This window comes from Amaricoccus sp. (assembly GCF_036846665.1).
GTDB lineage: Bacteria > Pseudomonadota > Alphaproteobacteria > Rhodobacterales > Rhodobacteraceae > Amaricoccus.
Genome location: NZ_DAIUBO010000015.1, coordinates 1 through 22,724 on the forward strand (window position 1 = coordinate 1; position 22,724 = coordinate 22,724).

Genomic DNA, 22,724 nt, shown 5'->3' on the forward strand with positions numbered 1-22,724 from the left:
CGGAAAACTCATTCTTCCCCCCTCTCAGGATCGCCGAACGGATCGGCGGGGATGGGCCAGATGTCGCGCCGCACCTTCCGATACGGCGTCCGGGCCGGATCGTTGGGATACGGCCGCCCGGCCGAGCAATAGATCACCTCCGACGCGATCGGCGCGAAGGCGGCGTAGAAGTGGTTCGTCGACTTGATGACGAGGATCTTCTTCTCCAGCGGGTCGATGCCCAGGGCGTCGAAGAGCGACGGATCGAAGCTCTGGGCGCGCACCGAGTTCAGGATCACCTCGATGTCGGTTCCCTCGAGCCGCACCCGCGCCGAATCGCCGAAGGGCACCAGGCTCTCGCCGAACCGCATCTCCGCCCCCGCGGCCAGCCGCAGGACTTCCACGGTCGCATCGATCGGGGCACCGGTGAAAGGCGCCGACTTGGCGCCGAAGCGCAGGGGAATCGTCGCGCCCTCGCCGGCCACGAAGCAGAGCCGCACCGCCATCGGATCCCAGATCGTGCCGACCGCGACGCCCTCGGCGCCCCGTGCCATCAGCTCGCCGAGAAGGACCGTCGCATCCCCCGCGGTCCCTCCGCCGGGATTGTCCCAGACATCGGCGATGACGACGGGCCTGCCGGCCGGCGCCGCCATTGCTCGGGCGACCGCCTCGGTCTCGTCGAGGATCGGCATCACGTGCCGCCCGCGGTTGTCGTAGAGCTCCATCCCGAGCCGTCGCGCCAGCGCCGCGCCGTGCTCGGGCGCGCCGTCGGTGACCGCGATCATCTTCGTCCCCATCTCCGGCACATCGCCGGCCATGAAGCCGTGGATCGCCGACAGCGACAGCACGAGCGGGTCGTCGCGCTCGATCGCCAGCATCCGGTCGACGAACCCGCGCATCGGCTCGCGCGAGGTCGGGAAGACGTCGATCATCCGGCAGTCGAAGACCGACATCACCGGCCGCACCCGGCCCTCGAGCGCGTCGACCGCGATCCGCCAAAGATCCTCGGCGCGATCGACGAAATCCGTGTGCGGGAATTCCTTGAACACGGTGAAGAAATCCGCCGCTGCCACGCGCTTGGCCGTCAGGTGGCTGTGGGGGTCGAGTTCGGCGCATACCAGCACCCCCGGCCCCACGATCTCCCGGATCCGCGTGAGCAGGTCGCCCTCCGGATCGTCGTAGCCGGCGGCCACCATCGCTCCGTGCAGCCCCAGCACCACCGCATCCACCGGCAGCGCCGCCTCGAGCTGGCCGAGGATCTCGTCGCGAAGCCCTTCGTAGGTCGCGCGGCTGACCAGCCCCGCCGGATCGGCCCAGGCGGCGGTGCCCTCGATCAGAGTCCAGCCCTTCTCGCGGCACACCCGGCGCCCGACCGTGACCGGCGCGGTGCAGAGCGTGGGCGTCTCGGGATGCTGCCCGGGCGGCGCATAGAGCGAATCCTCGAACCCTCGCCGGTCGACGAAGATCGGCGAGAAGGTGTTTGTCTCGGTGGCAAGCGCCGCGGTGAAGACGCGCATCTCAGGCCCTCGCATAGGGAAGGTAGCCCACGAAGCCTGCGATCTTCCAGCGCGCCTCCTCGCGGCGGCAGATGTAGAGCGTCTGCCAGTTCATCCGGTCGAGCCCGCCGTCGGCACGGGCGATCCCGCCGTCGAACCGCTTGCGGACCAGTGCCGCCGCGCCCTCGACCTCGATCTCCTCGAGCCGGGTGGCGCGGAAGATCGCCGCCCTCGCATCCTCGGCATAGAGCCCGCCCTCGCGCGCCGCCTTCGCCTCGCGCGCCTGCCGCAGCCATTCGTCGCGATAGGTCGCGAGCGTCGGAAAGGAGAGGCGCCACTCGTCCGGCGAGGCCAGGAAGCGCGCGTTCAGCCCGGTGAAATTCGCCTCCACGAAGTCCTCCGCCACGCGCCCCCAGTCGGCGGCGAGGAAGGCGTCGATGTCGCGCGGAACCAGCATCTCCCAGATCGCGTGCCGTACCTCGTCGGACACTGGAAAGGGATTGGCCTCGGGGTCTCGCATGCCCTGTTCCTGAAAATCTTTTCGACGGATCGCGATTTTTCGGTGGAATATACCCGCATCCTGTGCCGATATGTCAACGGCAAAGAAAATCATTTTCTCGGGCCTGCCTGCGGACGGGCGAGATGCGGCATGGACATCTACACCGCCCTGATCGACGAGGACGACCGGCTGACGGTGCTGGAAAAGCAGCTCGCGCGCATCGTGCTCGACGACGCGGTCTTCGCCGTGAACGCCTCGATCGTCGATCTCGCCGAGCGCGCCGAGGTTTCGCCCCCGACCGTCACCCGCTTCTGCCGGCGCCTGGGCTTCCAGGGCTATTCCGACTTCAAGCTGCAGCTGGCGCGCAGCGCCTATGTGGGCATGCGCTACCTGAAGCCGGAATCGGCGGAAGGTGCCGCCACCCCCGTCGCCGTGGCCGAGGACATCGTCCTCAAGGCGCAGGACGCGCTCTTCCAGATGCACAAGGGCCTCGATCTCGCTGCGGTCGAAGAGGCCGCCCGCCTGCTGCGCGGCGCCAGGATGATCCACGCCTTCGGCTCGGGCGGCAATTCCGCGATGATCGCCCACGAGCTGCAGAACCGGCTCTTCCGCCTCGGCTGCCGCATCGCGGCCTCCTCGGACCATGGGATGAACCTGATGCAGGCCGCCGCCTGCGTTCGCGGGCATGTGGTCTTCGGCTCCTCATTCACCGGCCGCAACGCCGAGCTCGTGCGCTGCTTCCGCGTGCTCCAGGACAACGGCATCCCCACCATCGCCCTGACCCAGGGCGGCTCGCCGGTGGCCGAGGCCGCCGGGGTCGTCATCGCGGTCGACCTGCCCGAGGGGTCGAACATCTTCCGCCCCACCTCGACGCGCTTCGCATATCTCGCGGTCATCGACATCATTGCCAATCTGGTGGCCTATGCCGATCGGCCCCGCGCCACCCGCCTCCTGCGCGGCATCAAGGAGCAGCTCGTCCGCTTTCGCGACGAGGACGACCGGCAGATTCTCGGGGACTGACATGACCGAAACCACCCCATCCCTCGGCCTCGCCATCGTCACCGGCGGCGCCGGCGACATCGGCCAGGCCGTCGCACGCCGTCTGGCAGCAACCCATGCCGGCGTCGTCGTCGTGGACCGCGACGGGGCCGCAGCCGGCGAGGTTGCGGCGCGGATCGGCCCCCGCGCCCGCGGCGCCGCCTGCGACGTCACCGACCCGGCCGCCCTCGCCGCGCTGGCCGCCGGGCTAGACGGCCCTGTCTCGACCCTCGTCAACAACGCCGGCGCCGCCATGGCGGCCAGCCTCGGCGACACCACCCCCGCGTCCTGGGGCGCCGACCGGGCGCTCAACCTCGACGCTGCCTGGTTCTGCTTCGAGGCTTTCCGTCCGGCGCTGACCGCCGCCCGGGGCTCGGTGGTCAACGTCGCCTCCATCAACGGGCTGGGCGTCTTCGGCCATCCCGCCTACAGCGCAGCCAAGGCCGGCATGATCCATCTCACCCGCCTCATCGCGGTGGAATACGGCCGCCGCGGCATCCGCGCCAACGCGGTCGCGCCCGGAACCGTCGCCACCCGCGCCTGGGAATCGCGCCGCGCCGCCAATCCCCGGGTGATGCAGGAGGCCGCCGCCCATTATCCCCTCGGCCGCGTCGCCTATCCCGATGACATTGCCGCCGCCGTCGCCTTCCTCGCCGGCCCCGATGCCGCCGCCATCACCGGCGTCTGCCTGCCGGTCGACTGCGGCCTGACCGCCGGCACGCCGGCGCTCGCTCGCACCTTCAGCCAATCCCCCGACTACGATACCGAGGCCCCCGAATGACCTACAGAGTCGAGAATTCCTGGTCCCCCGAGCCCGCGCCCGGCGGCACGCTGACCGTCTCGCTCCACAACCTTTCCGACGCCCCCCTCGCGGGCTTCACGCTCTCCTATACCGCGATAACCCGCGTCATGCCCGACGCGCCGCCGCCGGAGAACGCGGTCTTCCTGAAGCGCGACGCCAATTACCACCGCTTCGCTCCGCCCGAGGGGTTCTCCATTCCGCCCGGCGGCAGCTGGACCTTCCGAGCCGCCGGGCTCAACCGCGCGCCGCTCCACCGCGGCGACGGCGTCAAGTCGGCCTATGTCACGCTGGCCTCGGGCGATCATGTCGATGCCGAGGTGGGCGATCTCATGCGCGGCTCCGACCGGCCCGAGGAGCCGCCGGCGCGCCTGCCCGAAGGCCGGCTGGAGCATCCCTTCGCCCTCGTCCCTTGGCCGGCGCGTCTCGACCTCGTCCCCGGCGAAACCCCGCTCGCCCTCGTACCCGCCGAGGACATCTCTGCGGAGGACAGCGCCGCGCTCGCCGCCGCCGGCGCACTCCAGCGCCGGCTGTTCCCCGCCGCGCGCGCCGCCGTCTCGCTCGCGCCGCAACCCGGCACCCACCAGGTTGCCTTCGCGCAGGATCCGGCGCTCGCCCCCGGCGCCTACCGCCTGAACTTCGCCGCCACGATCCGCCTCGATAGCGCCGATGCGGACGGCCGCCGGCACGGGCTCGTGGCGCTCGTCCAGCTCCTGCACGGCGCCACGGCCCAGCCGGAGACCTTCCGCTTCCCGGCCACCGGGGTGATCGAGGACGCCCCGCGCTACGCGTGGCGCGGCTGCCACCTCGACGTCTGCCGCCACTTCTGGCCGGCGCAGGACGTGCGCCGCTTCCTCGACATCCTCGGCTGGTACCGGCTCAACATCTTCCACTGGCACCTGACCGACGACGAGGGCTGGCGCTTCGAGGTTCCCGGCCTGCCCAGCCTGACCACCACCGGCGCCACCCGCGGCGCCGATGGCCCGCTGCTGCCGCAGCTCGGCGACCCGGCCGCGGCCCGCACCCAATTCTACACGACCGAAGAGCTCCGCGCCCTGGTGGCCCATGCCGCATCCCTCGGCATCGAAGTGGTGCCCGAGATCGACATCCCCGGCCATTCCACCGCGATGCTCGCCGCGCTCCCGCATCTCGTCGACCCCGACGAGCCGCCGAGCTATTCTTCGGTGCAGGGCTATTTCAACAACGCGCTGAACCCGGCGATCGAGGGCACCTACGAGGCGCTCGGCCTCGTCTTCGACGCCATGGTCGCGGTCTTTCCCTCCCGGCACATCCACATCGGCGGCGACGAGGTCGCGCGCGATGCCTGGATGGCCTCCCCGCTCTCCCGCGCGCTGATGGAGCGCGAGGGCCTGCGGGGAACCTTCGAGCTCCAGTCCTATTTCCTCCGCCGCGTCAAGGAAATGCTGACCGCCCGTGACCGCGTGCTGGTCGGATGGAACGAGGTCGCGCATGGCGGCGGCGTGCCGGCGAAGGACACGCTCCTCATGGCCTGGGAGAACCCCCAGGTCGGCGCCGCGCTCGCCCGCGAGGGCTATGACGTGGTCATCACCCCTGGCCAGGCCTATTACCTCGACATGGCGCAATCCCCCGCCTGGCTCGAGCCCGGCGCCGGCTGGGCCGGCTCCTCGACGCCCGAGCAGACCTATGCCTACGACGCCGAGGCGAGCTTCCCCGCCGAGCTGCGCCGCCGCTTCCGGGGCGTGCAGGCCTGCATCTGGTGCGAGCATTTCCACAGCAAGGATTATTTCAACGACCTGGTCTTTCCCCGCCTCGCCGCGATCGCCGAGGCCGCCTGGACCCCGCTCGCCGGGAAGGACTGGCTTCGCTTCGCGGTCCAGGCCCGCAACTCCCCGAGGCTCTGAGCCCGATGCTCCGCATCGCCGTCGGCGGCATCCATACCGAATGCTCCACCTATTCGCCGGTCCTCATGACGCCGGAGGATTTCCGCGTCCTGCGCGGCGAGGCGCTGACGACGGATCCCTATTTCGCCTTCCTCCCCGGCGACGGGGTGGAGATCCGCGCGCTGCTTCACGCCCGCGCGGTGCCGGGCGGCCCGCTGGCGGGCGCGACCTATTCGGGCTTCCGCGCCGAGTTCCTCGACCGCCTCCGCGTCGCGCTCCCGCTCGACGGCGTCTATCTCGCCATGCACGGCGCCATGCACGTGGACGGGATGCAGGACGCGGAAGGCGACTGGATCGCCGCCGTCCGCGAAATCGTCGGTCCCGCCATCCCCATCGCCGCGAGCTACGACCTGCACGGCAACCTCAGCCAGCGCATCATCGACGCCCTCGACATCTTCTCCGCCTATCGCACGGCGCCGCATATCGACGTCCGCGAGACCATGGAGGCCGCCTGGGCCATGCTGCTGCGCCACCTCCGCGACGGGACCGCGTGCCCCGCAATCGCCTGGGCCCCGGTCCCGCTGCTGCTTCCCGGCGAGCGCAGCTCCACCGAGGACGAGCCCGCGCGCTCGCTCTATGCGGCGCTGCCCGGCTTCGACGCCCGCCCTGGCATCTGGAAATCCGACCTGATGATCGGCTACGTCTGGGCCGACGAGCCGCGCGCCACCGCCGCCGCCGTGGTCACCGGAACCGACCGCGCCGCGGCGCTGGCCGCCGCCGAGGAGATCGCCTCCGCCTTCTGGGCCGCCCGCGACGCCTTCCGCTTCGGCCCGGTCACCGGTCCGCTCCCGGACATGCTCGAGCGCGCCGCTTCCACCGCCACCGCACCGGTCATCCTCGCCGATTCGGGCGACAACCCCACCGGCGGCGGCGTCGGCGACCGCGCCGACGTGCTCGCAGCCCTGATCGCCCGCGACTGGCAAGGCGCGCTTCTCGCCGGCATCACCGACGGTCCCGCCGTGGAGGCCTGCTTCACCGCCGGCGAAGGCGCCGCGCTCGACCTCACCATCGGCGCAAGCCTCGACCCCGCCGGCGTTTCGGTGCGCACCGAGGTTCGGGTGCTCCGGCTGGACGATCCCGGCACTCCGTCCGGGCGCCAGGCCGTCGTGGCCGTCGGCGAGGGCATCACCCTCGTGCTCGCCGCCCGCCGCCGCCCCTACCATGCCATCGCCGATTTCACCCGGCTCGGCCTCGACCCGGCGAGGGCGCGGCTGCTGGTGGTCAAATCGGGCTATCTCTCCCCCGACCTCGCCCCGCTGGCCAGACCAAACCTCATGGCGCTGACCGAGGGCGTGGTGAACCAGGACATCGCCGGCCTCCCGAACCTCCACCGCGCGCCGGGCACGCTGCCGTTCGAGCCCAACCCCGGGTTCCGCCCCCGGGCGATCGCCTCCGCCCGCTTCGGCCGCTGACGGGCACCATGCGCCTCTCCCGTCTAACCGCTCGAGCGCGGACGGAACCACTGGCCGGGGGGTGCGGCTAGTGTCCTTCCTCGCGATCCTCCGGCGATACCCGGTCGCTCGCGTCGCCGCCGCCGGGATCCTCCTCTTCGGCTTCGCCGGCGCCGCCACCTCTCCCTATCAGCCCGTGGTCGCCATTCGCGAGCTCGGCATGTCGAACGCCGCCTATTCCGTCGTCATCTTCGCCGCCGCCGTGGCCAACGTGCTCGCCAGCATCCTGATCGGCCTCCTGGCCGACCGGCGCGCCAGCTACCGACGCCCGATCCTCGTCGCGACGGGCATCGGCGCCCTGGGATTCGCGACCATCTACCTGCTGCCCTCCGCCCTCGTCTTCGCCCTGGTGGCGGTCGGCCCGCTCGCGATCTACGGCGCCTCCAACGCGCTGATCTTCGCCAAGGTCCGCAGCCACGCGACCGAGTTCACCCGCGCCGATGGCGAGGCGGTCGGGGCGCTCCTGCGCATGATGATCTCGGTCGCCTGGATCCTGGTGCCCGGCGCGGTCGGGCTGCTTCTCGCCGGAAGCGCCTCCATGCTGCCCGCCTATCTGATCTCGGCCGTGCTCGCGCTTGCCGGCCTCGCCATCCTCGCGACGCTGCCGGCCGACACCGTGCGTCCGCCCGGCACGCCCCGCGCGGGGATCGGCGACCTGCTGGCCTTCGCCGATCCCGGCCTCGTCCTGCGCGTCGCCGGCGTCGCGCTCGCCTCCTCCGTGCTCCATGTCAATTCCGCGGTGCTGCCGCTCATCGTCACCGGCCGCGCCGGCGGCACGGTGGCCGATGTCGGGGTCATCGTCGGCTATGTCGCGCTCGTCGAAGTGGTCTTCATCTTCGCCTGGGCCGCGATCTGCCGCCGCCTCTCCATGCAGGTGGCGCTGGTCCTGTGCATGGCGCTCTATCTCGCCTATTTCCTCGCGCTCGCCTCCGCCCGTGCCATGCCCCAGGTCCATGCCGCGAGCCTTATCGGCGGGATCGCCGCGGCGGCGATCATCACCCTGCCCATTCCCTATCTCCTCGGCCTGATCGCCGGGCGCCCCGGACTCTCCGCCTCGCTGATCGCGGTGAATCATTTCGTCGGGGCCGGCATCGGCGCCGGCATCTTCGCGCTCGGCACTGCGCTCGGCGGCTATCCCGCTGCCGCCGTCCTTGCCGGCCTGGCGGGTGTGCTCGGCGGCCTCCTTCTCCTCGCGCTCGACGGCTGGCGCCGGCAACCCATGGTGATGGAATGACCCCTATTCTGCTCGAAGTCTGCATCGACGATCCCGAAGGCCTCCTTGCCGCGCGCGCCGGGGGCGCCGACCGGCTGGAGCTCTGTGCCGCGCTCGCCTTCGGCGGCCTCACCCCCTCGCCGGCGCTGGTGGCCGAGGCTTCCCGCACCGGCATGCCGGCGCTCGCCATGATCCGACCGCGCGCGGGCGGTTTCGTCTGGACCGCGGCCGAGGTCGCGGCGATGGAATCCGAGATCGCCCTCCTGCGCGCCGCCGGTGCTCCCGGTGTCGTCATCGGCGCGAGCCTGCCCGACGGCCGGCTGGATGGCGCGACCCTCGCCCGCCTGCTGCGCGCCGCCGAGGGGCTCGACGTCACGCTTCACAGGGCCGTGGACCTCGCGCCCGATCCCGAGGAGGCTGTGGCGCTCGCCGCCTCCCTCGGCATCCGGCGTATCCTCTCCTCGGGCGGTGCGGCGCGCGCCGCCGACGGTGTCGCGCGCCTCGAGCGGATGATGCGCGCCGGGGCAGGGCGCGTCACCATCATGCCCGGGGCCGGCATCGGGCCGGAGACCCTGCCCGCGCTGACCGGCCTGCCGCTCCGCGAAGTCCATGCCTCGTGCTCCTTGCCGCTACCGCCCCCGGAGCCTCTGGTCGCCGACCTGGGGTTCCAGCCGCCGGGCGCCAGGCGTACCGACGCCGACCGCGTCGCCGCGATGCGCGCGGCCCTCGATGCGCTCGCCTGAAGGCGGGTGCTCCCCGGTGCGGGGCGTCCCGCAGCGGGACATTGCGTAACCAATTGTTTCTGAACGGATCTTGAAGAAGTCGGTTGGATGGCGCTCGGGCCCGCCGCGAGGCGGATCGCCTCGCGCTTGCCGGTTCGGGGCAATCGTCGTCCGGTGCGTTCGACCGGAGCGCGTGTCAGTCGCCGATCGGCTGCGGCCCGGTGCGCCCGTGCACGGCGGCGAGCGATGCGCGGATCCGCCGCAGGCGCTCGCGCGTTTCCTCCGGGCGTAGCTCGGCTACGCAGGTCGCCAGCGTGTCGATGATCGCCAGATGCACGATGCGCGAGGCGGTCGGCTTGAAGATGTCCTGGTCCTCGGGCAATTCGATGAGGATCGGCAGTTCCGCCAGCCGCGCGAGCGTGCTGTCCGGGCGGGTCAGGCACAGGGTGGTCGCGCCGTATTGATTGGCGATCTCCACGCTGCTGACCACGTCGCGCGCCTCTCCGCTCGCCGAGATCGCGAAGAGCACGTCGCCCTTCTCCAGCGCCGCCGCCCGCATGCGCTGCAGATAGCCGTCGTTGACCGCGGTCGCGGACAGGCCGAGCCGGAAGAAGCGGTTCGCGGCCTCGAAGGCCACCATCGAGGACCCGCCGCCGAGGCCGATGAAGACCAGCTGGCGCGCCGCGCGCAGCGCTCCCACGGCGCGGTCCAGCATGCCCCCGTCGACCTGTCCGCGCGCCGCATTCGCCGCCGCATAGATCCCGCCGAGCACGCGGTCGAGCGTCGGCGCCGCGCCGCGCGCCTCGACGTTCGAGTTCTCCAGATACTGCAGGCTGACGGCCACGTTCTGTGCCAGCCTGAGCTTGAAATCCTTGAAGCCCTCGCAGCCGAGCGTACGGCAGAAGCGGATCACCGTGGGCTCGCTCACTTCGGCCGCGGCGGCAACCTCGCCGAGCGTCGCTTCGACGACGCTGCCGAAGTTCTCCAGCACATAGCTCGCCACCCGCTGCTCGCGCGCGTTCAGCTTGCCGTCGAGATCGCGGAGACGCGAGATCAGGTCGTAGGCCGCATTCATTGCCTTCGCTCCAGCGATCCCGCGCGTCTCCCGGCTCATGTCTGCGGCTTGTAGGCGATGACGTCGACCTCGACCTTGGCGTCCACCATGAGCTGCGACCGCACGGTGGAGCGCGCGGGCCCGCCGTTGGGGAAGTATTCCGCATAGACGCGGTTGAAGGTCCAGAAGTCGCGGGTGTCGTCGAGCCAGCAGTTCGCCTTGACCACGTCGTCGAAGCTGCAACCGGCCATGGCCAGCACCTTCTTGACATTCTCCATGGTGCGGCGAGTTTGGGCCTCGATTCCGCCGGGCTCGATCTCGCCGCGATCGTTCATCGCCACCTGGCCGGAGACATAGACGAAGTCACCGGCACGTACCGCAGGAGAGAACGGCAGTGCCTGTCCGCCCGCTCCGGTCCGCTCCGCGCCGATTCGCTCGATTGACATGCGTGATTCTCCTCTCGTGTCTTTCAGCTACGTAGTTAGGCTACCGATGGCCTGCCGGGCTGTCCAGAAGTTTCGATACACGGCGTCGAAAATCGCGGATCCGCGGGAAAAGATGGTGGACAGGCCGCGAATCTGCGGGTATATGTAGCCTAACTACATCAACTCCAAACACGGGAAGCGGGGAGATGCCGAATGCGAGAAATGGCGGGTCAAATCAGCGATCGCCTGAATCGGGCGATCGAGGCCATCGTTGCAGCGATCATGCTGCTCCTGGTCGTGGACGTCTGGCTGGGCGTGCTCGACCGCTACCTCTTCCATTGGCAGTTACCCTGGCCCGAAGAACTGGCGCGATACCTGATGATTTGGGCGGCCATGCTCGCGGTCTCCTGCGGCATCGCCCGTCGTGAGCACATCGGCCTGTCGATCCTCCTCGACAAGCTTCCCGAGGGCGGGCGCCGGGGGCTGCTCATCGCCATGGACGCCCTGGCATTCCTGCTCTTCTTCTACGTGTTCCTCTACGGCATCGGCTTCGCCGCCACCGGCGTGAACCGTCAGGCGATGATCTTCGGAATGTCGCTGGCGCCCGCTTTCGCCGCCATCCCGGTCGCCGCGGCGATCTCCGCCATCCAACTCGCCCTCGTGCTGATCCGCGACCTCGGAACCCAGCATCTGGTCGACCAGGCCGAGGAGGTCTGATCCATGATCGTCGCATTGATCTTCGTCGCGCTCGTGCTCTTCGGCATGCCGATCGGCTTCGCCATCGGCTTCGCCGGCCTTGCCGGGCTCGTCGACATGGGCGGGGACAAGTTCCTCGCCGTCGGACCCAGCAAGATCTTCAACGGGCTCAACATCTTCCCCTTCCTCGCCATGCCGTTCTTCATCCTGGCCGGCGAGATCATGAACCACATCGGCATCACCTCGCGGCTGGTGAACCTCGCCAACGTGCTGGTCGGCCGGTTCCGCGGCGGGCTCGCGCATACCAACATGCTGGCCTCGGTGTTCTTCGCCGGGCTGACCGGTGCGGCCACCGCCGATGCCGCCGCCTTCGGCAAGACGCTGGTGCCGGCGATGGTGAACCAGGGCTACCGGCGCGACTATGCCTGCGCGGTCACCGCCGCCGGCTCGATCATCGGCCCGACCATCCCGCCCTCCGGCCTCATGGTGGTCTACGGTTCGCTCATGGGGGTCTCGATCGGCGGGCTCTTCGCCGCCGGCATCCTGCCCGGCCTCGTGATCTGCGGCGTCTGCATGGTCGTGATCGCGCTCGGCGCCCGGCGCAACAACCTGCCGAAGGCCGACGTCGCCGGGGGCCTGCGCGAGATCTGGAACACCTTCGTGTCGTCCTTCACCGCGCTCCTGATGCCGGTCATCATCCTCGGCGGCATCCTGGGCGGCATCGTCACCCCGACCGAGGCGGCCTCGATCGCCGTGGGCTACGCGCTCCTGCTCGGGATCTTCGTCTACCGCTGCCTGACCTGGAACGACATCTACGGCATGCTGGTGCGCACCGCGCGCATCACCGGGGTGATCTTCGTGATCATCGCCTTCGCCGGCATGCTCGGCTGGTGGCTCAGCTTCGAGCGCATCCCCCAGGCCATCGCCAGCGGCGTGCTGGCGATCTCGGAGAACCGCTATGTCGTCATCCTGCTCATCATCGGCATCCTGCTGGCGATCGGCATGGTCATGGACATCACCGCGATCCTGATCATCCTCGCGCCGGTCCTCGTGCCGCTGACCGAGCAGATCGGGATGAACCCGATGCACGCCGGCATCGTCTTCGTGCTCGCGCTCAACATCTCGCTGATGACGCCACCGGTCGGGGCCTGCCTCTTCGTGCTCTCCTCGGTGACCGGCGAGAAGCTCGAACGCATCGCGGCGAAGCTCTGGCCCTTCCTGCTCGCGGAGGTGGCCGTGCTCTTCGTCTTCGCCTTCTGGTCGGACCTGGCGCTGCTGATGCCCAAGGCCCTCGGATTTCTCGACTAGGGGCCGACCGGCCCCTACCACTCCAACCCGAACTCCAACCCAGACTCCAACCCAAGACCAACGAGAGGAAGCACCCTATGACATCCATCCTGAACCGCCTCGCCGCCGGCACCGCCATCGGCCTGATCGCCTCCAGCGCGCTCGCCGCGGACGTGACGATCCAGTTCGGCCACGACAACAAGGCCGATCCCTTCGAGAACCCGGCCCATGCCTGCACCGCGGTCTTCGCCAACATCATCGGCACCGACACCAACGGGGCGGTCGAGGTCGAGGTCTTCCCCTCGAACCAGCTCGGCTCGGCCCAGGAGCATGTCCAGCTGGTCCGCGACGGCGTGCTTCAGGCGACGCTCACCTCGACTGGCGCGCTGGCGAGCTACTACCCGCGCATCGACGTGCTGAACCTGCCCTTCGCCTTCGCCAATGACGGCTCGACCTACGACGTCTTCGACGGACCCTTCGGGACGGCCCTCGCCGCCGACATCGAGGCCGAGCTCGGGGACGTCAAGGTGCTGGGCTTCCCGGACACCGGCGGCTTCTTCGCCGTGACCAATTCCCAGCACGAGATCGCCAAGCTCGGCGATTTCGACGGCATCCGCATCCGGACCATGACGCTGCCCTCGCATCAGGCGATCATGCAGGCGCTCGGCGCCGAGGCCTATCCGCTCGCCTGGGGCGAGGTCTATTCCGGCCTGCAGACGGGCGTGATCGACGGCCAGATGAACCCGGTGCCGATCATCTCCTTCTCGAAGTTCGAGGAGGTGCAGAAGTACCTCACGCTCACCAACCACCTGTTCTCGCCCTATACGCTCTTGATGAACCGGGCGGTCTGGGACGGGCTGACCGAGGAGCAGCAGGACGTGGTGCGCTATGCCGCGAAATCCTGCGTCACCGCCAGCCGTGGCCTGTCGCGGATCATCGAGGGCTCCGACCGCGGCCTCGCCGGGCTGCGGGAGAAGATGACGGTCACCGCGCTCACCTCGGAGGAGCGCGACGCGATGCGCGAGGCGACCCAGCCGGTCTTCGAGGCCTATGTCGCCGAGAACCTGGACGAGAAGGCGGTCGAGCTGCTCGAGCTCTTCAAGACCGAAGTCGATCAGGCCAACGCTACCCCCTATATCGAATAATCGCGAAAGGCCGGGGCGCCCGACGGCGCCCCGGCCCATGATCCGGGGCCTGGCGGCCATGCGTGTTTTCAGCGCCGCCGGGATGGCGTTTCACGATGATACGCTGATTAAATTATTGTTATTGCTGTATTTTTCAGAAGTCGCGCCTTGCCGGAGGATATCAGGCGCCGGCGCCGGCACTCTGCTCCGCTTCGTGATCGCCCTTCGGGGTGCCGGCCACGATCAGTTGCAGGACCTCTTGCTCGGTCGTGCCGCGGATGGAGCGCTCTCCCACGTTCTGCCCGCGCTTGAGCACCATCACCCGGTCGCCGACCTCGAAGATGTCGGTCAGCCGATGCGAGATGATGATCTGCGCCACGCCGCGGGACTTCAGCTCGCGCATGGTCTCGAGAAGCCGCTGGGTGGCGGTGACCGAGAGATTGGCCGTCGGCTCGTCGAGCACGATCAGCTTCGGCTCGAACGAGATCGCCCGGGCGATCGCCACCGATTGCTGGCGCCCGCCCGAGAGGCTCTCGACCTTCTGGAAGACCGAATTCACGTCGACCTTGAGGCGCTTCATGACCTCGGCCGCCTCGGCATACATGCGGCGCCGGTCCACGAAGGCGCCGCGGCGCGGCCAGCGGCCGAGAAAGATGTTCTGCGCCACGTCGAGGTTCCCGCAGAGCGCGAAATCCTGGTAGATCATCTCGATCCCGGCGTCGCGGCTCTCGTGCGGGGTGCGGAAGTTGGCTGGCCGCCCCTCGACGAACACCCGCCCGGAATCGCGGTGATAGGCGCCGGTGAGGATCTTCATCAGCGTGGATTTGCCGGCGGAATTGTCGCCGACGAGGCCGAGGATCTCGCCCGGAAAGATCCGGAGGTCGACGTCGATCAGGGCGTTGACCGCCCCGAAGGACTTGCTGATGCTCGTCATCTCGACGAGGGGATGGGGGGCGCTCTCAGGCATTGGCGGCCTTTCTCGATTCGGAGCTCCGGCGGCGCCGCAGGAAGCGGTCGAGCAATCCTCCCTGGCGCACCCAGATGTCGATCAGCACGGCGAGGATCAGGATGCCGCCGATGAAGCTGTTCACCCAGTGCTGCGGCAGGGTGAGGGTCGCGCCGGAGGCGGTGACGATATTGAGTTGCAGCAGCGCGCGGATGAGCGTGATGACCGCCGCTCCCGCCAGCGAGCCGATGATCGTGCCGAAGCCGCCGAAGATCGAGCCGCCGCCGATGATCACCGCCGCGATGGCGTCGAGTTCGCGGAACTGCCCGGCGACCGGGTTGAAGCTGCGGAAATACGCCACGTTGATGCAGCCCGCCATCGCCGCGCAGAGCGCCGAGAACATCAGCGCCTGGAACCGCACCCGGCCGGTGGGAATGCCGGCATAGCCCGCCGCGCGGCGGTTGCCGCCCGTGGCATAGACCATGTAGCCGAAGGGCGTCCGCGCCAGGACCACCCCGGCGACGACCGCGACCAGCGCCATCCAGAGCGTCTGCACGCTGACCACCTCGAGGATCTCGCCGAGGAAGCCGCCGACCGGCGGGATGCCGAGATGGGAAAAGATGTCGCCGACCTTGCGCCCGATGAGGTTGTAGGCCTCGGTCCAGCCGGTCAGCTGCTGGCCCGCGACGATCCAGGCGGCGAGGCCGCGGGCGATGTAGAACATGCCGAGGGTCGCGATGAAGGCCGGCAGGCCGAAGCCGACCGTCACCATCGCATTGACGGCGCCGGCGAGCAGTCCGGCGAAGAGACCCAGCGCCATGGCGCTCACCGGGTCGAGGCCCATCACCTTCAGCCCGTAGGCCGCCGCGCTGCCGGCCAGCGCCAGGACCGCGCCGACCGAGAGGTCGATGTCGCCGCAGGCGATCACATAGGTCAGGCCGAGGGTGAGGAGCGCGAGCTCGGTGTAGTTGAGCAGGATCGCGAAGCTGTTCGGCAGCCCGGCCCAGTAGTCCGGCCGGAGCCCGAAGCCGACGAACCAGAGCATCACCGTCAGGATGATCGCCAGCGCTTCGCGGCGGACGAGGAACCGGCCGATGCCGCGCGCGGTCACCGCCCGGTCGGCGACCGTGCTGCCGCGGGTCTGGGAGCCCTCGATGGCGACGCCTTCGGTCTCGACGATGCGGGGCAGCGGCCGTCCCGTCAGCCTGGCGAAGAGGCGCTGGGGCAGCTTGCGGCGGATGATATAGGGCTCGATCAGCACCGCGAGGATCAGGAGCGCGCCGATGAAGGCCGGGATCGCCCCGGCCGGCAGCGTCGAGGTCGCCTTGACCTGCATCACCGTGTCGCCGACCCGCACCTCGCGCACGATCGGCACGCCCTCGCGCAGCACCTTGTGCAGGAGCGCCACCAGCATCGCGCCGATGTAGCTGCCGATCACCCGCCCGCGCCCGCCGAGGATCGAGGCGCCGCCGATGATCACCGAGGCGATCACGATGAGCTCGGTCAGGAGCCCGGCCTGGCTGGTGATGCCCTTGTCCTGCGCGACGGCCATCAGGCCCGCGAGCGTGGCGCAGAGCGAGGAGAGGATATAGGCGCGGATCCGCACCCAGTTGGTCGGGATGCCCGCATAGCTCGCCGCCAGCTCGTTGCCGCCCGTGGCGAGCGTCTCGTAGCCCCAGCGGGTCTTGGCCAGCACCACCGCGCCGATGGCGACCACGATCAGCACCACGACGATCTGGTTGTTGAACCCCAGCGCGTTGTTCTCGCCCATGCGGAAGAACCAGTCGTAGGCATCCGCCTTGCGCGGATAGTTGACCGAGCGCCCGCCGGTCAGGCCGAGGATCATGCCGCGCCCGATCAGGAGCATGGTCAGGGTGGCGATGAAGGCCGGCACCCGCAGCAGGGTGACGAGCAGGCCGTTCACCACGCCGATCGCGGCTCCCGCCGCGACGCAGGCGAGGATGGCCGGCAGCACGCCGAGTTCCTGGCCGGCGGTGTCGAAGATCTTGGAGAAGATCACGCCGATCAGGCCGAGCGTGGAGCCCACCGAGAGGTCGAGATCGCGATTGGCGATCACGAAGGTCATGCCGACGGCCATGACGCCGAAGCGCGCCGAGTCGCGCAGGAGCGCCTGGAGCGCGCCGGCCGTGCCGAAGAAGTCGGGATTGAGCAGGGCGCCGCCGAGATAGAGGATCGCCATTAGCGACAGGAGGCCCATTTCCCAGCCGCCGACCATCTGCATCGGTAGCCGCGCTCGTCCGTCTGCCTGCATGCTGGTCCCGATCCCGAAGGCGCCGCGAGGGCGTCAGGAAGCCGGAGGGGAGCGGTGTCGTTTCCTCCCCGGCCGCCCGACGCGCGCGGTCAGTTCTCGAACCGCGCGCCGACCTCGCCGACCGTGTCGCTGGTCACGAGCTGCGCCCGGGTGTCGAGATTGGCGGCGGAGATCCCGCGATCGATCTGCAGGTAGAGCTGCATGACCGGCCAGAAGCCCTGCAGGAACGGCTGCTGTCCGAGCGCGCCCGTCAGGTTGCCGGCCTTCAGCGCCTCCTGCTGCGCCGGCCCGAGGTCGAAGCCGAAGGCGCACATCGTCCCGGTATTGCCGGTCTGGGCGACGGCGGAGGCCAGCGCCGGGGTGAAGACGTTGTTGCCGGCAAAGGCGCCGACCACGTCGCCGCGCGATTCGATCAGCGAGATGATCGAGTTCGCCGGGTCGTTCATGTCGGCGGAGACGCCGACGTTCTCCGGGCCCGCATCGACCTGGAAGTTCTCCAGCATGTTGTTGGCGGCGAGGCCGGCCACGATCGCCTCGAAGGCGGCAGTGACGCGGTTGTTGACCTCGATGTTGCCCATCGCGGTATCGTTGGGAAGGATGATCGAGCCCCCGGTCACGCCGCGGTCGATCAGGCATTGCACCAGCGCCTCGCCGGCGATCGCGGCGGCCGAGGCGTCCTGGCCGGTGTGGCTGATGGTGCTGCGATGGAGGATGCCGGGGTCGAAGGAATTCGTGGTCGCGACCGGAATGCCGTTCGATTCGGCGGTCCTGACGATGTCGTCATAGGCCCCGATCTGCGGGGTGGTCATGATGATGCCGTCGATGGTCGGGTCGTTGATGATCTGGTTGAGGATCTCGATCTCGCGGGCCGGATCGTCGGCGGGCGATTCCGAGCCGAGCAGCAGGATGTTCGCGCCGATCATGTTCCCGGCGACCCTGGCGCCGACATAGACCGGGTCGAAGAACCCGTTGCCCGCGGTATGGGTGACGACGGCGAAAGTCAGGACGCCGTCGCCGGAGTGGAAATCCTTCGTGCCCTCGGCTTCCTGGGCCGCCTCGTCGAAGCTGTAGCCGCCGACCGCCTGGTCGACGCTGCCGGATTGGGCTGCCGCCGTTCCGGCCAGGGCGCAGAGCGCCAGAGCGCTCGTCATCATGCGTCTCATACTGGGTCCTCCCTAGGATCGGTTCCTGCCGACCGGCTTATGCTTTGCCCGTAACCCTGCATCGGTGCTCGGGTATTTTTCCTCCCGCCGCATGTCACAGGATGACAAAGGCAGGGCGAGTGTGTCAATTGATTGTTGTCTGACAAATATGACATTTGGGATGCAACCGGTGAAGCGAGAGGCGCGTCCCTCCAAACCGGGCCGGGGAAGAAGGGGAGGAAGAAATGGAAACCGGGGGGCGAAGCAGGTCGTGACCGAGGCATTGCGGGGCAGGGGGAGCGCGCACGAGGCGGTCGCCGAGGCCATCGGGCGCCGCATCGTGCAGGGCGAGTTCCCGCCCGGATCGGTGCTGCCTGCCGAGGCGCAATGGTCGAGCCGGTATCAGGTCAGCCGCTCGGTCGTCCGCGAGGCGATGAAGATGCTCTCCGCCAAGGGCCTGCTCACCTCGCGGCCGAAGGTGGGCAGCCGCGTCAAGGATCGCCGGCGGTGGAACCTGCTCGATCACGACATCCTCGCCTGGTACGCGGAGGCGCCCGGACGCCGGGAGTTCCTCGGGACGCTGCAGGAGTTCCGGAAGATCTTCGAGCCCGAGGCGGCGGCGCTCGCGGCGTCGCGGCGCTCGGAGAAGCAGATGCGGGCGATCTCGGAGGCCTGCGCCGAGATGGGCCAGGCGCGCACGCTGCCCGAACGCAGCGCGGCCGATGTGCGCTTCCATCTGGGCATTCTCGAGGCGTCGGGCAACGAGATGCTGCTGCCGCTCGGCGCGCTGATCGAATCCGCGCTGGAAAACCTCTTCATGATCATCACGCGGCAGGCGGACGATCTCCGCCATGCCCAGGCGCTGCACGAAGACATCGAGCGCGGGATTCGTCTGGGGCGGCCCCTTGCCGCCAGGCGGGCGGTCAGGCGCCTCCTGGCGGATTCCGACACGATGCTGCACCGGATCGACCAGCGGGGCGCGGCTGGCACGGATCCGGCCTCGGGCAGCGGGTGAGGCGCGAAGCCGTGGGTGGCATGACGCAGGTCAAGGGTCGGTCGCGTGTCGCCTGAGGACCGAGACGGTCCGGGGACGGGCATGGCGGGGGGCAGGGGCCGCCGGCACTGAGTGGAACGCGGCGGGCGGTGCCCGTCTCCTCACCGCTCCGCCTCGATCGGCGGCAGCACCACCTCGTAATGTCGCCGCATTGCCTGAAACTGCGCCTCGCGCAGGTCTTCCGCCGCCTGCTGGCGCCATTCCGAGTCCACCAGCTTCCGGACCTGATCGAATCCTGGCACCTGGGCGGGCTCGAGGGCATCGAGCCGCACCAGATGCGCCCCGAACGCCGAGGCGACCGGCCCGTGCCACGCGCCCGGCTCGAGCGCGGTCACGGCGGCGAAGAAGCCGTCCCCGAAGGTGCCGTCCACCGCCGTCGCGCCCGCGGCCTCGACTGTCTCGGGGAGCAGCGACCTGTGCCCGAGCCCGCTCGGATCCGCCCCGCCCGAGAGCGCCGCCAGAACGGGCGCCGGGTCGTCCTCGCCGAGGAAGACCTGCCGGAAGCTAGCCCGTTCGGGCCGCGTGAAGCGATCGAGATGCGCGGTGTAATAGTCGCGGAGATCACCTTCGCCCGGTTCGATCGCTCCGGCGCCGGAATCCGCGAGGAACTCCATCTTCTGGCGCAGGCGCCGCCGGATCACCGTGTCGTCCCGGTCGAGCCCGAGGGCCTGCGCCTCGCGGTAGTAGACCTCCTCCCGGACGAAATCCTCGACCAGCGCCCGAAGCTCCTCCGCCCCCGGTGGCCGCCGCCACACGGCCTCGAATTGCGCCGAAAGGCGCTCGACCTGCGCCGGCGTCACCTCGATCACCGCCGCGTCCGCCCGTCGGGGCGGCTCGGAGCGCAATCCGAAGGCGAGAAAGACCGCCATGCCGATCAGCAGGAAATGCAGGAGCGGCTCGCGCAGGATGCGTCCTGCCAGCCCGGGGCCTCCGGCCGGCCGATCCCGATGCTCCTTCGGAATCGCGCTCATCGCTTCGCAACCATGGCAGGGGTGGCGGTCATGCCTATGCCGCGGCGGTGAGCGCGAATGCGGCGGCCAACACGCCGACGGCGGCGATCCAGGAGCCGGCCACCGCGCCGGCGACACGGCCGTAGTGCCGCTGGAGCAAATCCACGAAGCCCCAGACCAGCAGCGCCCCGAGGGCGATGCCGAGCGCGCCGCCGAGCGCCGCGAGGCTGCCGGCCCGCAGGCCCGGCGGCAGGTCGATGGCGAGGCCGGCCGCGAAGGCCACGGCGGCGGCGATCGCGACGCTGGGCCAGCGGCCGAGGCTGACGCCGGTCAGGGCGAGCATGCCGAGGAGCGCCGCGGCGAGCGCGGTGGCGGCGAGGCCCGGCGCGGCATGGGCGGTCAGCGCGCCGATCGACACCGCGAGGCTGCCGGCCAGCGCCAGAGCGGCCACGGCCGGGCGGACCGATGCAAGCGGCTGGCGGGCAAGGAGCACGGCGACGGCCGCGAGCACGAGCCCCTGCGCCGGATCCGCCAGCGGGTGCAGGAGGGATGCGTAGAAGGGGCCGAGGTCGCCGAAAGCGTCATGCGCCGCCGCCGCGCATGGCAGCAGCGCGGTCGCGCCGGTGGCGAGGACGAGCGGCGCCGCGCCTGCGGCCGGTCGGTCGGGCATGATCGCGTCTCCGGTCGGGCGGTCACTATAGCCCGGGGCGAGGGGAAGGGAATATCCGCGGCCCGAGGGCCGGGGGCGCATGACCGACCGCTTCCGGTCTCACTGCGCGGTGGAGAGCACGAAATCCGCGACGTCGGACCAGACCCTCGGCGCCTGCCGGTCGCGGAAGAGCCAGTGCCAGCCGTCGGGATATTCGACGAAACCTGCGCTCCCGGGGATGCGGTCGGCGATCCTGCGCACCGCTTCGGGTCGCAGGACCTCGTCATGGCTGCCCATGAGCGTCATCGTCGGGACCGTCACGCGCGGTGCCGCGGCGGCGGCGCGGTCCATCAGCTGCACGAGCCCGTAGAGCTCGCGGCTCGACGGGTCGCCGAAATGCCGCGGGTCGTTGCGCGCGCGGGCCAGCGCCTCCTCGTTGTCGGAGACGCGGATGCGCAGGAAGCGCCCGCCGGTCCAGCGCTTCTCGGGCAGGGTCGCGGCGATCGTCCAGGCGCCGGCACGGCGGAGCGGGTTGAGCGCGTCGCCGCCGGCGATCGCGGGGCCGGCCAGCACGAGCGCATCGGCCTCCATGCCTGATGCCGCGGCCAGGAGCGCGACGCCGCCGCCCATCGAATGGCCGGTCACGACCAGCGGCACGCCGGGGTGCATCCGGCGCAGCGCGGCCGCCTCGGCGATCGCATCGGCGACCAGCGCATCGACGCCGGGCCATCGCTTGCGGCTGGCATTGGCGCCGAAGCCGCGCTGGTCGGGGGCATAGGTCGCGATCCCGCGCCCGGCCCAGTATTCGGCCGCGCCGTCGAAGGTGAGATCGCCGGCGTCGCCGAAGCCGTGGAGCGCGAGCACGACGGCGCGGGTCGGGCCGCGGCTCGGCCAATGCGCCATGACGGGGGCCTCGTCGGACCGGGCCGGCCCGCCCGGAGACAGCAGGAGCGCGAGGAGAAGCAGCAGCGCGGTGCAGGCGCGGCGGCAGGGTCCCGGCATGGCAAGCCTCGCGGAGGAGGCGCGCGCTTCCCAGCCAGGACGGCGGTGGCGTCGCGCTACAGTGGCAGGGCTGCCGGGCGACACGGGCGGGTCACGGAGTTCCGTCCAGGGCGACCATCGGCTCCGGCAGGCCGGGGACCGCGACCTTGGCGGCGAAGACCCGGCCGGCCTCGGGCTCGGCGGCGCGCGCCCCGGCGTCGAGGCCGGCCCAGGCGCTGGTGACATAGAGCCGGCGCAGGTCGCCGCCGAAGGCCGGGCAGGTGATCTGGCTCGCGGGAAGCGCGATCTCGGCATCGGCGCTGCCGTCGGGCCGCAGGCGCAGCACGCGCGAGCCGCCCCAGAGCGCGACCCAGAGCGCGCCCTCGGCATCCACCACCGCGCCGTCCGGCCCGCCATCGACCGCGGCGAAGTCGTGGAAGACCTCCGGCTCGGCCTCGGGCCAGCCCTCGGCATCGAGCGGCCAGGTGAAGATGCGGTCCTGCCGCGTGTCGGCGAAATAGCCGCGACGCCCATCGGGGGCGAAGCAGATCGCATTGGGGATGGCGATGCCGCTCCGCAGGCGCCGGAGCTCGCCGCGATAGTAGCGGTAGAGCGCGCCGTTCTCCGGAATGGGCGCGGTCTTGCCCATGGTGCCGATCCAGAAGCCGCCCTGGCGATCGGCGCGGCCGTCGTTGGAGCGGGTCTCGGGCCTATCGGCCTCGAGCGCGACGAGACGCGCCTTCGTGCCGGTCTCGGGGTCGAAGCGCCAGAGCGCGGTCTCCGAGGCGAGGATCAGCCCGCCGGGGATGCGTCCCGCAGCGGAGAAATGCTCGTCGAACTGCCAGATTCGCGGCACGGCGCCGTCAGGTGGGGCGGAAAAGAGCCGCTTGCCCAGGATATCGAACCAGTAGAGCCGCCCGTCCGACCAGATCGGACCCTCGCCAAGCTCGCTCACGATCTCGGGCGCCAGGATATCGGCCATGGCAAACCTCCCTGTCACTTCTCCTTCCTGCCATGCCGGACAA

The 22,724-nt window shown here is 70.1% G+C and carries 20 protein-coding genes and 1 pseudogene; 10 read left to right on the forward strand and 11 right to left on the reverse strand.

All coding sequences use genetic code 11. The annotated features are described in order from the left end of the window. Nucleotides 1-8: 8 nt before the first annotated feature. Nucleotides 9-1,496: a M81 family metallopeptidase gene (locus V7050_RS02730; protein ID WP_324410221.1), complete on the reverse strand. Its 1,488-nt coding sequence runs from the start codon at nucleotides 1,494-1,496 to the stop codon at nucleotides 9-11. A gap of 1 nt (nucleotide 1,497) precedes the next feature. Then, nucleotides 1,498-1,995 (reverse strand): hypothetical protein, encoded by a 498-nt coding sequence (locus V7050_RS02735; protein WP_324365538.1) that lies wholly within the window; start codon nucleotides 1,993-1,995, stop codon nucleotides 1,498-1,500. Between the two features lie 129 nt (nucleotides 1,996-2,124). On the opposite strand from V7050_RS02735, the gene V7050_RS02740 reads away from it, so the two are divergent. From V7050_RS02740 to V7050_RS02765, 6 genes and pseudogenes are all read left to right on the forward strand, one after another. Beyond that, nucleotides 2,125-2,994, forward strand: coding sequence for a MurR/RpiR family transcriptional regulator (locus tag V7050_RS02740; protein ID WP_324365539.1), 870 nt, complete (start codon nucleotides 2,125-2,127; stop codon nucleotides 2,992-2,994). 1 nt (nucleotide 2,995) lies between these two features. Beyond that, nucleotides 2,996-3,793: an SDR family oxidoreductase gene (locus tag V7050_RS02745; protein WP_324365540.1), complete on the forward strand. Its 798-nt coding sequence runs from the start codon at nucleotides 2,996-2,998 to the stop codon at nucleotides 3,791-3,793. After that, a complete protein-coding gene (locus tag V7050_RS02750) occupies nucleotides 3,790-5,694 on the forward strand; it encodes a beta-N-acetylhexosaminidase (protein WP_324365541.1) in 1,905 nt (634 codons plus the stop codon). The genes V7050_RS02745 and V7050_RS02750 overlap by 4 nt, the downstream gene beginning before the upstream one ends. A gap of 5 nt (nucleotides 5,695-5,699) precedes the next feature. Next, the gene (locus V7050_RS02755; RefSeq protein ID WP_324365542.1) at nucleotides 5,700-7,145 is read left to right on the forward strand and encodes a M81 family metallopeptidase; all 1,446 of its coding nucleotides are present in this window, start codon (nucleotides 5,700-5,702) and stop codon (nucleotides 7,143-7,145) included. Nucleotides 7,146-7,185: 40 nt separating this feature from the next. Further along, nucleotides 7,186-8,418: pseudogene (locus V7050_RS02760) on the forward strand (MFS transporter); the annotation flags it as partial. After that, nucleotides 8,415-9,140 (forward strand): copper homeostasis protein CutC, encoded by a 726-nt coding sequence (locus V7050_RS02765; protein WP_324365543.1) that lies wholly within the window; start codon nucleotides 8,415-8,417, stop codon nucleotides 9,138-9,140. The pseudogene V7050_RS02760 and the gene V7050_RS02765, both read left to right, overlap by 4 nt. A gap of 175 nt (nucleotides 9,141-9,315) precedes the next feature. On the opposite strand, the gene V7050_RS02770 is transcribed toward V7050_RS02765, so the two are convergent. Together V7050_RS02770 and V7050_RS02775 are read right to left on the reverse strand one after the other, a co-directional pair. Next, nucleotides 9,316-10,194, reverse strand: a complete 879-nt coding sequence (locus V7050_RS02770; protein ID WP_324365544.1) for a MurR/RpiR family transcriptional regulator — start codon at nucleotides 10,192-10,194, stop codon at nucleotides 9,316-9,318. Between the two features lie 35 nt (nucleotides 10,195-10,229). Further along, nucleotides 10,230-10,619, reverse strand: a complete 390-nt coding sequence (locus V7050_RS02775) for a RidA family protein (RefSeq protein ID WP_324365545.1) — start codon at nucleotides 10,617-10,619, stop codon at nucleotides 10,230-10,232. A gap of 201 nt (nucleotides 10,620-10,820) precedes the next feature. On the opposite strand from V7050_RS02775, the gene V7050_RS02780 reads away from it, so the two are divergent. The 3 genes from V7050_RS02780 to V7050_RS02790 all read left to right on the forward strand — a co-directional run bounded on the left by V7050_RS02780 (nucleotide 10,821) and on the right by V7050_RS02790 (nucleotide 13,726). Further along, nucleotides 10,821-11,315, forward strand: a complete 495-nt coding sequence (locus V7050_RS02780) for a TRAP transporter small permease (RefSeq protein ID WP_324365546.1) — start codon at nucleotides 10,821-10,823, stop codon at nucleotides 11,313-11,315. Between the two features lie 3 nt (nucleotides 11,316-11,318). Further along, nucleotides 11,319-12,602, forward strand: a complete 1,284-nt coding sequence (locus V7050_RS02785; RefSeq protein ID WP_324365547.1) for a TRAP transporter large permease — start codon at nucleotides 11,319-11,321, stop codon at nucleotides 12,600-12,602. 77 nt (nucleotides 12,603-12,679) lie between these two features. Further along, the gene (locus V7050_RS02790; RefSeq protein WP_324365548.1) at nucleotides 12,680-13,726 is read left to right on the forward strand and encodes a TRAP transporter substrate-binding protein; all 1,047 of its coding nucleotides are present in this window, start codon (nucleotides 12,680-12,682) and stop codon (nucleotides 13,724-13,726) included. A 160-nt stretch (nucleotides 13,727-13,886) separates the two neighbouring features. Here V7050_RS02790 and V7050_RS02795 read toward each other — a convergent pair whose 3' ends face one another. The 3 genes from V7050_RS02795 to V7050_RS02805 form a co-directional block, all read right to left on the reverse strand. After that, nucleotides 13,887-14,672, reverse strand: coding sequence for an ATP-binding cassette domain-containing protein (locus V7050_RS02795; protein WP_324365549.1), 786 nt, complete (start codon nucleotides 14,670-14,672; stop codon nucleotides 13,887-13,889). Next, nucleotides 14,665-16,893 carry an ABC transporter permease gene (locus V7050_RS02800; RefSeq protein ID WP_324365550.1) on the reverse strand — a complete coding sequence of 743 codons (2,229 nt, stop codon included), beginning with the start codon at nucleotides 16,891-16,893 and terminating at the stop codon, nucleotides 14,665-14,667. The genes V7050_RS02795 and V7050_RS02800 overlap by 8 nt, the downstream gene beginning before the upstream one ends. Nucleotides 16,894-17,012: 119 nt before the next feature. Further along, nucleotides 17,013-18,086, reverse strand: coding sequence for a substrate-binding domain-containing protein (locus V7050_RS02805; protein WP_324365551.1), 1,074 nt, complete (start codon nucleotides 18,084-18,086; stop codon nucleotides 17,013-17,015). A gap of 250 nt (nucleotides 18,087-18,336) precedes the next feature. Here V7050_RS02805 and V7050_RS02810 point away from each other — a divergent pair, with 250 nt between their 5' ends. After that, nucleotides 18,337-19,080, forward strand: coding sequence for a FadR/GntR family transcriptional regulator (locus V7050_RS02810; RefSeq protein WP_324365552.1), 744 nt, complete (start codon nucleotides 18,337-18,339; stop codon nucleotides 19,078-19,080). A gap of 140 nt (nucleotides 19,081-19,220) precedes the next feature. On the opposite strand, the gene V7050_RS02815 is transcribed toward V7050_RS02810, so the two are convergent. The 4 genes from V7050_RS02815 to V7050_RS02830 all read right to left on the reverse strand — a co-directional run bounded on the left by V7050_RS02815 (nucleotide 19,221) and on the right by V7050_RS02830 (nucleotide 22,681). Then, nucleotides 19,221-20,090: a peptidylprolyl isomerase gene (locus V7050_RS02815; RefSeq protein ID WP_324365553.1), complete on the reverse strand. Its 870-nt coding sequence runs from the start codon at nucleotides 20,088-20,090 to the stop codon at nucleotides 19,221-19,223. Nucleotides 20,091-20,124: 34 nt separating this feature from the next. Then, nucleotides 20,125-20,739 carry a hypothetical protein gene (locus V7050_RS02820; RefSeq protein WP_324365554.1) on the reverse strand — a complete coding sequence of 205 codons (615 nt, stop codon included), beginning with the start codon at nucleotides 20,737-20,739 and terminating at the stop codon, nucleotides 20,125-20,127. Nucleotides 20,740-20,838: 99 nt separating this feature from the next. Next, nucleotides 20,839-21,720, reverse strand: coding sequence for an alpha/beta fold hydrolase (locus tag V7050_RS02825; RefSeq protein ID WP_324365555.1), 882 nt, complete (start codon nucleotides 21,718-21,720; stop codon nucleotides 20,839-20,841). Nucleotides 21,721-21,811: 91 nt separating this feature from the next. Further along, the gene (locus V7050_RS02830; protein WP_324365556.1) at nucleotides 21,812-22,681 is read right to left on the reverse strand and encodes an SMP-30/gluconolactonase/LRE family protein; all 870 of its coding nucleotides are present in this window, start codon (nucleotides 22,679-22,681) and stop codon (nucleotides 21,812-21,814) included. Between the last annotated feature and the right edge of the window lie 43 nt (nucleotides 22,682-22,724).